The organism is Rhizobium sp. SRDI943, from assembly GCF_057653695.1.
The window spans coordinates 3,744,725-3,757,804 of sequence record NZ_CM172787.1 but is presented as its reverse complement, the minus strand read 5'-3'; the positions used below and the strand labels follow the sequence as shown (position 1 = coordinate 3,757,804).

Annotated in this window: 11 protein-coding genes; 6 read left to right on the top strand and 5 right to left on the bottom strand. The window is 61.0% G+C overall.

The annotated features are described in order from the left end of the window. Window positions 1-194 precede the first annotated feature (194 nt). Both AC245Y_RS19020 and AC245Y_RS19015 read right to left on the bottom strand, forming a co-directional pair. Window positions 195-1,688 (bottom strand): TRAP transporter large permease, encoded by a 1,494-nt coding sequence (locus AC245Y_RS19020; protein ID WP_017995199.1) that lies wholly within the window; start codon window positions 1,686-1,688, stop codon window positions 195-197. A gap of 21 nt (window positions 1,689-1,709) precedes the next feature. Further along, window positions 1,710-2,249 carry a TRAP transporter small permease subunit gene (locus AC245Y_RS19015; RefSeq protein ID WP_012759003.1) on the bottom strand — a complete coding sequence of 180 codons (540 nt, stop codon included), beginning with the start codon at window positions 2,247-2,249 and terminating at the stop codon, window positions 1,710-1,712. Window positions 2,250-2,577: 328 nt separating this feature from the next. On the opposite strand from AC245Y_RS19015, the gene AC245Y_RS19010 reads away from it, so the two are divergent. The 6 genes from AC245Y_RS19010 to AC245Y_RS18985 all read left to right on the top strand — a co-directional run bounded on the left by AC245Y_RS19010 (window position 2,578) and on the right by AC245Y_RS18985 (window position 9,347). Beyond that, complete coding sequence (locus AC245Y_RS19010) at window positions 2,578-4,881, top strand: putative bifunctional diguanylate cyclase/phosphodiesterase (RefSeq protein WP_017995198.1); 2,304 nt, start codon at window positions 2,578-2,580, stop codon at window positions 4,879-4,881. 142 nt (window positions 4,882-5,023) lie between these two features. Continuing rightward, window positions 5,024-5,776 (top strand): N-acyl amino acid synthase FeeM domain-containing protein, encoded by a 753-nt coding sequence (locus AC245Y_RS19005; RefSeq protein ID WP_012759001.1) that lies wholly within the window; start codon window positions 5,024-5,026, stop codon window positions 5,774-5,776. A gap of 241 nt (window positions 5,777-6,017) precedes the next feature. Continuing rightward, window positions 6,018-6,242: an aa3-type cytochrome c oxidase subunit IV gene (locus tag AC245Y_RS19000; RefSeq protein WP_003552834.1), complete on the top strand. Its 225-nt coding sequence runs from the start codon at window positions 6,018-6,020 to the stop codon at window positions 6,240-6,242. A 156-nt stretch (window positions 6,243-6,398) separates the two neighbouring features. Beyond that, complete coding sequence (locus AC245Y_RS18995) at window positions 6,399-7,547, top strand: Re/Si-specific NAD(P)(+) transhydrogenase subunit alpha (RefSeq protein ID WP_017995197.1); 1,149 nt, start codon at window positions 6,399-6,401, stop codon at window positions 7,545-7,547. Then, a complete protein-coding gene (locus tag AC245Y_RS18990; RefSeq protein ID WP_003552830.1) occupies window positions 7,547-7,945 on the top strand; it encodes a proton-translocating transhydrogenase family protein in 399 nt (132 codons plus the stop codon). The genes AC245Y_RS18995 and AC245Y_RS18990 overlap by 1 nt, the downstream gene beginning before the upstream one ends. A gap of 7 nt (window positions 7,946-7,952) precedes the next feature. Further along, entirely contained in the window at window positions 7,953-9,347 is a 1,395-nt protein-coding gene (locus AC245Y_RS18985) for an NAD(P)(+) transhydrogenase (Re/Si-specific) subunit beta (protein WP_012758998.1), read from the top strand. Between the two features lie 83 nt (window positions 9,348-9,430). Here the strand turns inward: AC245Y_RS18985 and AC245Y_RS18980 are convergent, their stop codons facing one another. From AC245Y_RS18980 to AC245Y_RS18970, 3 genes are all read right to left on the bottom strand, one after another. Next, a complete protein-coding gene (locus tag AC245Y_RS18980) occupies window positions 9,431-9,913 on the bottom strand; it encodes a DUF992 domain-containing protein (RefSeq protein ID WP_012758997.1) in 483 nt (160 codons plus the stop codon). A gap of 113 nt (window positions 9,914-10,026) precedes the next feature. Continuing rightward, complete coding sequence (locus tag AC245Y_RS18975) at window positions 10,027-11,679, bottom strand: sensor histidine kinase (protein WP_017995196.1); 1,653 nt, start codon at window positions 11,677-11,679, stop codon at window positions 10,027-10,029. Between the two features lie 490 nt (window positions 11,680-12,169). After that, window positions 12,170-13,039, bottom strand: a complete 870-nt coding sequence (locus tag AC245Y_RS18970; RefSeq protein WP_012758995.1) for a tetratricopeptide repeat protein — start codon at window positions 13,037-13,039, stop codon at window positions 12,170-12,172. Between the last annotated feature and the right edge of the window lie 41 nt (window positions 13,040-13,080).

Below are 13,080 nucleotides of genomic sequence, written 5' to 3'. Positions count from 1 at the left end.
GGAGTCGGCCGGTCGATCAGCCGGCCCGTTTCAGCCAACCCCCCGCAGATTTGCCTCGCAAATGGGCCGGGCATCTTTCCGCCAGGGCAAAGGCGATCGGCTCGGACGTACCTTGGGGTATGCCCGTCGCCAATCGCCTTTGCCCTGACGAAAACCTGCTCCGGCAGAATGCTGCAATCTAATCCGGAAAGGCTCTATTTGGCCGGTGGCGGCGGTGCTCCCGGCAGGCCGTTCAGTGGCGGCAGGGTCAGGCCGGGGATCTGCGGTGAGCCATTGCCGCCGCCGCCCAGCGGTGGCAGGCCGAGCTGGCCGCCGAAGCCCGGGACTTCGATCTTGATCGAGTTCGGGTCGACCTTCGGGCCGTGATCCAGCCAATAGGTTACCGATTGCGGCCAGAAGATCACGATCGCCACCAGGATCAGCTGCATGCCGACCCAGGGGAGCGCGCCCATGTAGATATCCGAGGTCTTGACGTCCTTGCTGGCGATTGAGCGCAGATAGAAGAGCGCGAAGCCGAAGGGCGGATGCATGAAGCTCGTCTGCATGTTGACGCAGATCAGGACGCCGAACCAGATCAGGTCGATGCCGAGACTGGAGGCGACGGGTGCGAGCATCGGGATGACGATGAAGGCGATCTCGAAGAAATCGAGGAAGAAGGCGAGCACGAAGATGAAGATGTTGACGAAGATCAGGAAACCGACCGGCCCGCCGGGAATGCCCGACAGCATGTGCTCGATCCAGCGCGAGCCGTCCATGCCTTGGAAGACCAGGCTGAAACAGGTGGAGCCGATCAGGATCATCACCACCATGGATGTAATGTGTGTGGTCGATGCCATTGCTTCGCGGATCAGCGGCCAGGTGAGGCGGCGATTCATGGCGGCAAGCACAATGGCGCCGACGACGCCGAGCGCGCCTGCTTCCGTCGGCGTTGCAAGACCCATGAAGATCGTGCCGAGCACGAGGAAGATCAGCACGATCGAGGGCACCATGCCCATCAGCACCTTCACGAGCAGAGCCCAATTGAAATCGCCGCGCACCTCTTTCGGCAGCGGCGGCATTGATTTCGGCCGAATAATCGACATCACCAGGATGAAGAGCACGAAGATCGTCACCTGCAGGATCGAGGGGCCGATCGCGCCGAGATACATGTCGCCGACCGACCTGCCGAGCTGATCGGCGAGAACGACGAGCACGAGCGAGGGCGGGATGACCTGGGTGATCGTGCCCGAGGCGGCGATGACGCCGGTGGCAAGGCGCGGATTGTAGCCATAGCGCAGCATGATCGGCAGCGAGATCATCCCCATGGTGATCACGGAAGCGGCCACCGTGCCGGTGATCGCTCCGAGCACGGCGCCGACGAGGATGACGGCATAGGCAAGCCCGCCGGGTATACCACCGAAGAGTTTGCCGGTGCCCTCGAGCAGGTCCTCGGCCAACCCACAGCGCTCCAGCACCGCACCCATGAAGGTGAAGAAGGGAATGGCGAGCAGAAGGTCGTTGGAAAGGATGCCGAAGAAGCGCAGCGGCAGAGCCTGCAGAAAGACCTCGCCGAAATGGCCGGTGACGATGCCGATGATGGCGAAAAACAAGCCGACGGCGGCGAGCGAAAAGGCGACCGGAAAGCCGTAGAGCATGAAGATGATCATGCCCAGGAACATGGCCGGCGGGATGATGCCGAAATCAAACAAGTCCGTTTCTCCCAGCCCGCGTTACTGCAGCGGCTTTTCGTATTTCGTATCGATGCTGATATGGCCGGTGAGGGCTGCGATCCGCTTGACCAGCTCGGAAACGCCCTGAAGGGAAAGCAGTGCGAAGCCGGCGACGAGGATCAGCTTGACGGGCCAACGGATCAGTCCGCCGGCGTTGCCCGATATTTCCCCCTGATGGTAGGAGAGCGTGAAGAAAGGCCAGCACAGCCAGGTGAGATAGAGGCATGCGGGAAGGAGGAAGACAATGAGGCCGACGATGTCGATCCAGATCTTCGCCCTGTCGGAAACCGAACCATAGATCAGGTCGACGCGGACATGCTCATTGTTGCGCAGCGCATGCGAGGCGCCGAGCATGACGACGAAGGCGAAGAGATACCACTGAATCTCCAGCCAGCCGTTCGAACTGTAGTTGAAGGCGTAGCGGACGATGGCGTTTCCGGCGCTGATCAGGCAGCAGAACAGCACCATATATTCGGAAAGTTTGCCCATGAACTGACTGATCGAGTCAATCAGCCGGCTTGCGGCCAGAAGTACCGACATTCGCCTCCCCTTGTTCTTGTCCCACCGGTTTTCCGGCAGTTTTTCCTCTTGCAATCGATTTAGACCACGGCCTTTGAAATTGGAAGGATAAATGCCTCGCGTTGGAGTATAGTCTTAGACGCATCGGCCCCGCCGTAGGGCCGTCAAATATTTCAACAACCCAGGCGTGGATAAATTATTTCGGTAATCTCGCCGGTAGGCTGCATTAACTCGCGTAAGCTGTGCGGTTCACCCTGTGGTTTTAGAAAATTTGACCAAATGTTTGATTCCATTGAAATCAATTTTTAAAAGGTTGGGCCTAGAATTCCCGCGCACAGGGAAAGTGTGGATGAAGCCAGATAACCCGAACAGGGTCCCTATAGATGTGTATCTGTCGTTTGTGAGTTCCCTTTCCGGGAACCGCATGACGCTGCTTGCTGGCGTGATCGTGCATGTCGCGACATGCCTTGCCGTTGCTGCCAAGACCCAGTCCTTCGTCTATATCCTGCTGGCGGCCGCCTTCCTCCTGGTCTTCTGCGTTCGCATGGTCATCTTCCGGCAGTTCGACCGCGTTGACAAGGAGAGCCTGTCGCACGCCGGAATCGAGCGTTGGGAGCGGATCCTGGTTGCGGGTGCTGCCTGCACCACCACCCTGCTTGGCATCGCCAGCGGCTACGCCATCTTCGTCGTCCATGATTCCTTTGCGGAACTTGCCTGCATTGCGGTTACCATGGCGACCATGGTTTCCGTTGTCGGCCGCAATTATGGTTCGCGCCTGGCGGTTGACCTCCAGACCTTTTCCTGCTGTCTGCCGATGATTGTCTGCAGCCTGTTGGCGCTCGATTTTTATCGTGGCTTGTTGTCGATCTTCCTCATTCCCTTCTGGCTGACGACGCGTGCCATGGCGAACGGCGTGCGCGAGTTCCTCTATGAGAATGTCATCGCGCGCCGGGAAATCACCATCATCGCCGACCGCTTCGATACGGCGCTCAACAACATGCCGCATGGCCTAGTCATGGTCGATGCCGAAAACCGCATCCAGGTCGTCAATCGCAAGGCCTGCGAGCTTTTGAAGATCGGTGCGCCGGATCGGTTGAAGGACCGCGATCTCGGCGCCGTGCTACGCTACGGCGCGCGCTACAGCTTCATGGACGCCTCGCAGCCGGAGCTCATCCTGCGCCAGCTCACCCAAGTCGCCGAAGGCAACCTGTCGCGCACGCTCATCCATTTCCCCGAGGGCCTGTCGCTCGAATTCTCCGCCAGCCGCAGGGCCGACGGCGGCGCCGTGCTGATCTTCGAGGACGTGTCGAGCCGGGTGAAGGCGGAGCAGAAGATCATGCACATGGTCCGCTTCGATGCGCTGACCGGCCTGCCGAACCGAGAATATTTCGGGCAGCTGGTGCAGGATTATCTCGCCAAACATCAAAGGAAGTCCGGGCCACTCGGCTTCATGGTTCTCGATATCGACGAGTTCAAACATGTCAACGACATGCGCGGCCACGTTACAGGCGACCACCTGCTTTGCGCCATCGCCGCCCGCATCAAGCAGGCGTCCGGCAACGCCATCCTCGGCCGGTTGATGGGAGACCAGTTCATCCTGTTCTTCCCGCATGCGAAGGAACAGGCCTCGCTCGACGTCGAGATCCGCCGCGTGCACGCCGCAATCCAGGGCAACTACGCAGTCGACGAGCTGACCTTCCTGGTTTCGCTCAGCGCCGGCTACGCGATCCTCGAGAGTGCTGCGTTTGCGATGGACGAATGGAGCGTCAAGGCGGATCTGGCGCTGTTCGAAAGCAAGTCGCGCTTCAAGGGCGGCATTTCCGGCTTCGAGCGGGAGATGGATGGCCGCTATATCGAGCAGCAGAAGCTGAAAGCGGATTTGCGCGACGCGGTCTCGGCGCAGGCGCTGCATCTTGCCTTCCAGCCGATGTTCCGGTCCGACGGCTCGCGGATCGAATGCGCCGAAGCGTTGGCGCGCTGGGTGCATCCGGAGAAGGGCTCGATCCCGCCCGACGTCTTCATCCGGCTCGCCGAAGATATGGGCATCATCTCCGACATCACCCGTTTCGTGTTGTTCAAGGCGTGCAGCGAATGCTTGAACTGGCCGGAACATATCGCCGTCTCGGTGAACCTTTCGGCGCGGGATCTGCGCGATGCCGATATTCTCGCGGTGGTCGCCGAAGCGCTTGCCCATTCCGGTCTCGACGCGGCGCGGCTGCATCTCGAAGTCACCGAAAGCTGCCTGATCGACGAGCCGGCGGCTGTGCGCGCCATCCTGGCCGAGCTCAGGGCTCGCGGCATCACCATCGCCATCGACGATTTCGGTACCGGCTTCTCCAGCCTCAGCTACCTCGACACACTGCCGCTCGATATCGTCAAGATCGATCGCTCCTTCGTGCGCAACATCGTCGAAGATAACCGCCGCTTGAAGCTGCTGCGCGGCACGGTCCATCTCGCCCGTGAACTGGGCCTGAAGATCGTCATTGAAGGTGTCGAAACCGAGGAGCAGCTCGCACTGCTCAACAAGCACCGCAGCGCCGATCTTGTTCAGGGTTACGTTTTCTCGCCGCCCGTGCCTTCCCAGAATATCCCGCTGTTGCAGCAGGGCATCGGCCGCCGCGTCGTACAACGCCGCCGCAACAAGGTCGCCTGAGCGGTCTCAACAGACAGTTTCCCCCGTGAAAAGCGCGTGCCGCGTTAACCTTAACGATTTAAAAACAAGGGAAATTATCGGATTTCCTTGCCTAAATTTCGCTGGCGTATGATTAATGATCCGTTAACGAGCGGATCGAGAAATGTCAGAGACACTGTTCAAGCGTAGCGATTTCAGCACAAAAATTTTGGAAGTTTTGGATCATGTCGAGTATCGCCGCGTCGAAAGCAGCGAAGACATGGAGCAGGTGGAACGGTTGCGCTACAAGGCCTACAAGGCCCATGACGTGCTGGCGCTTGCCCCGAAAGGGCTGCTTGATGACAGCGATTTCGACAGCCACGCCTATATCTTCGGTCTGTATTATTATGGGGAACTGGTCAGTACGATCCGGGTTCATTATGTGACACCGGAACATCGCCTCAGTCAGTCCGGTGGCGCCTTTCCCGAGGCGATGGATGACCTTCTGGATGCGGGGCTGACCCTGATCGATCCGGCGCGTTTCGCGGCCGACCCCGAGCTCACCGCCGATCTGCCGTGGGTTCCCTATCTGACGCTGAGGCCGACCATCGTGGCGGCGGCGTATTTCCGTGCGGACCGCGTTCTTCAATTCGTTCGGCCGCCGCATGCGGCCTTCTACAAGCGGGTCTTCTATGCCGATACGGTCGTGCCCGGCCGGCTGGCGAAGAATTACGGGATCGACATGACGCTGATGGCGACGAATGTGATCGAGGTCGGGCGAAAGCTGTTGACGCGCTATCCCTTCTTCATCTCGAGCGCCAGCGAGCAGCGCATGATGTTTTCGCGCAATCCCAACGACACCCTGCCGCCGCTCACCATCATTCCGACGGCGCGTTTCGTGCCGCAAGGCGAACTCGGCACCGACCTGCCGCTGTAATTTACCCTGTTCCCGACGGAGAGACGATCTCCGCCGGGCAGAGGAGGGCGATGGACGGCAGGCGATATCAGCCGTCCTTCAGGTCCGTCCAGGCCTCTGACATCGCGGTTGCCACGCGCGCCTGCGGCATTCTCATGCATTGCGCTTTCGCCTGTCATTGTGTAATCCCTGCAAGAAGGGATTTCCCTCGCTCAGGCTAGGGAATCGAGCAGCGCAGAGGCATTTCAGGGAGACGATATTTATGGCCGAACATCATACCGGACCGGTCGAGACCGGCGCGCCGATGGATTATAAAGAACATGAAAAGACCTACGACATGTTCATCGCCAGCGCGAAATACGGCTCGATGCTGCTCATCGTCCTCCTGCTTGCGATGACCGCTGGTTTCTTCGGCGGCGCCGGCCTTCTCGGTGGCCTCTTCGTCTTCATCATTCTTCTCGCAGCCGGCATCTTCCTGTTCCGCTGATCGCGTAGATTCAGAGGGTCAGAGCGGTCCTTTGTGCGTCCGAAAGGACGCACGGCACTCTGAGGGAAGGAGAGCTTCTCCGAAGCTTTTTGAATGAGGTGCTTGGCCTGCGCAGGGAAACCTGCGGCGGTCTGGCTGACCCGGAGGAGGGGGCAGTTGGGCAATATCGTTTTCGTTGCAAGGGAAGTCACGGGCGAGGAGACACGCGTCGCCGCCTCCGCCGAGACCGTGAAGAAGATGAAGAGTTTCGGCTTCGACGTCGTCGTTGAAGCCGGTGCCGGTGCGGCTTCGCGGATTCCGGATGGGGATTTCGAGGCCGCCGGTGCCAGGATCGGCAGTTTTGCGGATGCAGCCTTGGCCGATGTCGTGCTGAAGGTGCGTCGGCCCAGCGGATCGGAAATCTCCGGCTATAAAAGCGGTGCGGTGATCATTGCCATCATGGACCCCTACGGCAATGACGAAGCGATCGCGGCACTGGCAAGTGCCGGGCTTTCGGCTTTCGCGATGGAGTTGATGCCGCGCATTACCCGCGCCCAGTCCATGGACGTGCTGTCGTCCCAGGCCAATCTTGCCGGTTACCAGGCCGTCATCGAGGCGGCGGCGGTTTATGACCGCGCCATGCCGATGATGATGACGGCGGCTGGCACCGTCCCGGCCGCCAAAGTCTTCGTCATGGGCGCCGGCGTCGCCGGTCTTCAGGCGATCGCGACCGCGCGCCGTCTCGGCGCCGCGGTCTCGGCCACCGACGTTCGCCCCGCTGCCAAGGAGCAGGTCGCCTCGCTCGGCGCCAAGTTCATCGCCGTCGAGGACGAAGAGTTCAAGGCGGCGGAAACGGCCGGCGGCTATGCCAAGGAAATGTCTGCCGACTATCAGGCGAAACAGGCGGCTCTGGTTGCCGAACACATCGCCAAGCAGGATATCGTCATCACCACCGCGCTGATCCCCGGTCGTGCGGCGCCGCGGCTCGTTTCGCGCGCCATGCTTGCCTCGATGAAATCGGGTGCGGTCGCCGTCGACCTCGCGGTCGAGCGCGGCGGCAATATCGAGGGCGTCGTCCCCGGCGAGGTCGCCGATGTCGAGGGCGTCAGAGTGATCGGTTTCGCCAACATGCCGGGCCGGGTTGCGGCCAGCGCCTCGGCGCTCTACGCCAAGAACCTCGTGACCTTCTTCGAGACCATGGTCAACAAGGAAACGCGGAGCGTCGTCGTCAATCTTGACGACGAACTCGTCAAGGCGACGATGCTGACCTATGCCGGCGACGTGGTTCATCCCGCCTTCGGCGGCGCGAAGAAGGGAGACATCTGATGGCCAGTGAAGCAATGGACAGGGCGCTGGAGCAGCTCGACCATGCGGTGACCGCCGTGATCACGGCGGCGGCCCAGGCACCGGAAGCGGCAAGTGCTGCGACCGGCGGGGCGATCGATCCCTTCGTCTTCCAGCTCGCCATCTTCGTATTGTCGATCTTCGTCGGCTATTACGTCGTGTGGTCGGTGACGCCGGCGCTGCATACGCCGCTGATGGCCGTCACCAATGCGATCTCCTCCGTCATCGTCGTCGGCGCGCTTCTGGCGGTCGGCATCTCGACCAGCGGGCTTGCGACTGGCTTCGGCTTCGTCGCCCTGGTGCTCGTCTCGGTGAACATCTTCGGCGGTTTCCTTGTCACGCAGCGGATGCTTTCGATGTACCGCAAGAAGGACCGGTGAGGGATTGATGACCAATATCGCAGCCTTTCTCTACCTCGTCTCCGGCGTGCTCTTCATCCTGGCGCTGCGCGGCCTGTCGCATCCGGCCACCAGCCGCAAGGGCAATCTCTACGGTATGATCGGCATGGGGATCGCGATCCTGACGACGCTGGTGCTGGCGACGCCTGACTTCGGCGGCTTCGTGCTGATCATCCTTGGGCTTGCCATCGGTGGCAGCGTCGGCGCCTATGTCGCCCGCACCATACCCATGACCTCGATGCCACAGCTCGTCGCTGGTTTCCATTCGCTGGTCGGCCTTGCCGCCGTGCTGGTCGCGGCCTCCGCGCTCTACACGCCGGCTTCCTTCGGCATCGGCGAGATCGGTCACATCCACACTGAGGCGCGCGTCGAGATGGCGCTCGGCGTGGCGATCGGCGCGCTGACCTTCACCGGTTCGATCATTGCCTTCCTGAAGCTCGACGGGCGCATGTCCGGCAAGCCAATCCTGCTGCCCTACCGGCATGTGATCAATGCGAGCCTGCTGCTGCTGATCGTGCTCTTCATCATCGGGCTGGCCGCCACCGAGAGCCATTTCGACTTCTGGGCCGTCGTCGCGCTGTCGCTGGCGCTCGGCGTTCTGCTGATCGTGCCGATCGGCGGGGCCGATATGCCGGTCGTCGTGTCGATGCTGAACTCCTATTCAGGCTGGGCGGCGGCCGGCATCGGCTTCACGCTCGGCAATCTGGCGCTGATCATCACGGGCGCGCTCGTCGGCTCGTCCGGCGCGATCCTCTCCTATATCATGTGCAAGGGTATGAACCGTTCCTTCGTCTCCGTCATCCTCGGCGGTTTCGGCGGTGAGACGGCGTCCGGCGGACCAGACACGTCAGACAGGACGGTCAAGCTCGGCTCGGCCGAGGATGCGGCCTATCTGATGGCCAATGCATCGAAGGTTATCATCGTGCCGGGATATGGCATGGCGGTCGCCCAGGCCCAGCATGCGCTGCGCGAGCTCGCGGACAATCTCAAGAAGAACGGCGTCGAGGTAAAATATGCGATCCACCCGGTCGCAGGACGTATGCCTGGGCACATGAACGTGTTGCTCGCCGAAGCGAATGTTCCCTATGACGAGGTTTTCGAGCTCGAGGACATCAATTCGGAATTCGCCCAGGCCGACGTTGCCTATGTCATCGGTGCCAATGACGTGACCAATCCGGCGGCGCGCGACGACAAGACCTCACCGATCTACGGCATGCCGATCCTCGACGTCGACCGGGCAAAGACCTGCCTCTTCGTCAAACGCTCGCTCGGCTCGGGTTATGCCGGCATCGACAATACGCTGTTCTATAAGGACGGCACGATGATGCTGCTCGGTGACGCGAAGAAGATGACCGAGGATATCAACAAGGCGCTCGCGCACTGATCGCTGCAGCCGCCCTTCGGGCGACTGTTTGATTCACGTAAGCAGGCAACTGCTGTCTGCCTTGGCTGACGTGGCTGCTGTCGTCAGGTCTCGCCCGGCACGAGCGTCATCTTCTCGACGCCGATCGCCAGGTTCAAACCTTCCTGCGCTTGGACGTTCAACGGCTGCAGCATGAAGGCCTTGTCCGTGCCGCCGGCGATGACCTTGGCGCCGGCGCCTGCACCGATGCTCGCATCGGCGCCGATCCCGTAATATTCGCCGGCAAGGGCGAATTGCGGGATATCCGTGCCGGTCTTTGCCAGCACCTGCCAGATCATGACGCTCTTGCCGGTCTGGCCGATATCAAGGCCGAATTTCTCGATTTTGCCAGCATAGACTGCCTTGGCGCCGCCGGCCGCCGACGTATAAGTGCAAATGAGGCTCTTCTGCGAGGTGACGATCAGACCTTGGCCGCCATCCGATCCGCAGACCAGCCGGCCAAGCGTGACATAGTTTTCCGCGCCCGCCGGGCTCGCCCAGGCAACGGCCGTCAGTGCCGCGGCTGCGATCATCGTTTGCTTGAACATGGTCTTTCTCCTTTGGAACGACCTGTCCGAAACGGGTGGAGATAGCGATTGTTCCGGGCGCAGTTTCAAAGTGATAGAACGTCCTTAGCGCGTCTTAAGAGACGCGCGGCGCTCTATTCCCGCTCCAGCGTGGCGCGCTGCGCCGTCAGCACCCATAACAGGCCTTCGGGCCGGAAATCGATCTCAACCGTGCCGCGGAAGGCGGAGGCGGCATGAGCCTTGATAACGGTCGTGCCGAAGCCCGAGCGCGATGGCTGGGCGACCGGCGGGCCGCCGCGTTCCTCCCAGGTGAAGCGGAGCAGGGCATCCGGTTTGTCTTCCTCGCTGACGTCGCGCCACTCGAAGCGGACACGGCCTTGCGGTACGGAGAGCGCCCCGTATTTCACCGAATTGGTGGCGAGTTCATGCAAGGCGAGGCCGAGATTCTGCACTGCATCCGGCTTCAGCACGAAGTTTTTGCCGCTGATGTCGATCTGTTCGCGCGATTGCGGGAATGCGTGCAAATGGATGTCGACGACCCGCCGCAGCGATACGCCTCCCCATTGTTCGCTGGTCAGGAGCTCGATCGAGCGCACCAACCCCTCAAGGCGGTCGGCGACGGCGGCGCGGAAGGTCTCGACGCTGTCCGACTGCTTGGCCAGCTGGCGCATCATTGCCTGAGCAAGCGTCAGAAGATTCTTGGTGCGGTGGACGAGCTCGTGCATGACGAAACGCAGCCGGTCTTCGGTCTGGCTGCGGTCGAAAGAGGCATTCGAAAGGGCAATCGCCACCTGGTTCGCCTCGATGACGCTGGTCTCGACCGGTGAGACGATATGACCTTCGCCCATGCGGTTTGCCATGTCGGCGATATCGCGGATGGTGGTGCGCACCTGTCTTGCGACGGCATAGGCGCCCAGCACGGCGACCAGCACCAGTGCCACGCCGCCGATGATGAGGAAACGCCAGGTGCTGAGGATCGAAGCCTGGGCAATCGGTCCCCAGATCACTGTCTTCCACGACCAACCGGGAATCTGGGCATAACCGAGGAGCATGTGCGGCAGGATCGTCTCGTCCTCGAAGACGCCGCGGGACACGGTGAGCGCCGGCAGAATGCGCGGATCGAAGGGCGTACCGGGTTCAAGATTAGCGGGGCCGCTGGCTGCGACGACGTGGCCGCTCTCGTCGATGACGGCGGCCGACCAGCCAGAGGCAAGACCTTCGGTGGTCACGAGCTTGCCCAGATCCTTCGCGTTTTGCGTGATGATAAGGGCTGCGACCGGATCATTCTTCCGTGGCAGGGTGACGTTATAGACCCATTCGCCGCTGGTCCGGCCGCGAAAGACGTCGGAGGCCTCGATGCGACCGGAAGCCATGACCGCTTCGAGGGCAGGGATGTTCGCCGTCTTGCCAAGCGGCGTGCCGAATGCCCGACGCGTGTTCAGTAGTTGCTGGCCGCTGCTGTCGACGGCGATGACGAAAAGCGTATTGTCTCTGAGGGCCGTTTCCGTGCGCTCATGGAAGGAAGCGAGATTGCCGTTTTCAAGCTCCGGCGAACTCGAAAGCAGCCGCAGTGTCGTCGCCATGTCCTGAAGCTGGCGGTCGATGATCCGTGAAAGGGCAAGCGCATCCTGGGCCGTCTCGCGCTTCAGCGTCGAACGCTGATTGTCCTCCAGCTGCAGCAGAAGCAGCGCCACGAAGGCGAAGATCGGCAGTGCGATCGCCACGGCCATGGCGACGAGGTAGGTGCCGATCGAAGCCTTGGGAAAGAACAGCGTGACGATTTTCATCTGCTACGCCACATCGGATAATTCCTTAAATCGGAATCGATTTAAGGATAAAGTCATGCAGCAACTCAAAGGGCTATAGCGTTCTTTGCGCGTCTGAAAGGACGCGCGGCGCTGCAATGCGCGTGGCCCGCAACGGTTTTCGCCTGCGGCCAGGAAAGCAAAGATCCGCATCTTTCGCAAACCGCCCTCAACACGTGTTCGAACATCCGATAGCGGGCTATCGAAGCAGGTCCATGTTAGGGGGAGCAAGAGCAGGTTGCAACACACTATAACAGGCCATCGACGATGATGGACGCTTTTTCGGCTTCTCTTTGCAAGGCGGTGCGGTCGGCTTTGCGGCAGCGTCGCTTCCTCCGCCCAGGTTAGCACGCTATCACCTCGATAACATCGGGCGGCCGGAAGATTCGCTTGAATCATCAATGCTTTGGTCGACATCTCCGATGGGCGGCGCGACCGGCAAGAGGCCGTTGCGGGCCGCCCGATGATGTCCTTAGCCGGCTGGGGCGACGCCGACGCGAGCAAGGCCGTCACGGGCCGGCTGGTACTTCGGATCGAGGCCGATCGCGTGACGATAGGAGCGGGCAGCCTTCGCCTTGTCGCCGCGGCGTTCGTAGACGAGCGCCTGGTTGGCCCAGGATTCGGCGATGTTGCCGTTAAGCTCGATCGCATGGTTGAAATCGGCAAAGGCGTTGTCGTCGTCGTTCAGCGCGATATAGGAAATGCCGCGGCCATTATAGGGCTCGGCCGAATTCGGGGCGAGCGAGATCGCTTTCGAGAAATCGTCGATCGCCTTGTCCTGCTGATTGCGCTTCTGATAGATCAGGCCACGATTGTGATAGGCGCGGCCATCGGTAGTGCCGAGTTGGATCGCCTTGTCGAAATCGTTGAAAGCCTGATCATCCTGGCCGGCCATGCGATAGACATTGCCGCGGCCGATATAGGCGACGTCGTAGCTCGGATTGATCTGCAGGGCGGCATTGTAATCGGAAATCGCCTGGGCCTGCTGGCCCATGTTGCGATAAACGAGAGCGCGGTTGGCGTAAGCCTGGAAAAACCGCGGATTGATCTGTAATGCCGTGTTGAAATCGTTCAGCGCCGGGCGGAACTGGCCGGCGCGGCCATAGGCGGAACCACGGACGTTGTAACCTTCGGGATCCCTCGGATTGGCGTTGATGACCGCCGTCAGCGACGCGATGTTCTCTTCCGAGCCCTGCGCCTTGTCGATGCGGATCACGGCATCCGTGGTATTGGTCGTCTCACAGCCGGCGAGGCCGAACATTGCCGCCAGCGCCAGAGCGGGCAGGAATGCCGTTTTCTGCAAACGCAGAGCGCGGGACGGATTAAAGGTATTGACAGCCATTCGGGCTCGCTTTCCCCATACGGCATATCCGGTGCGCGGAT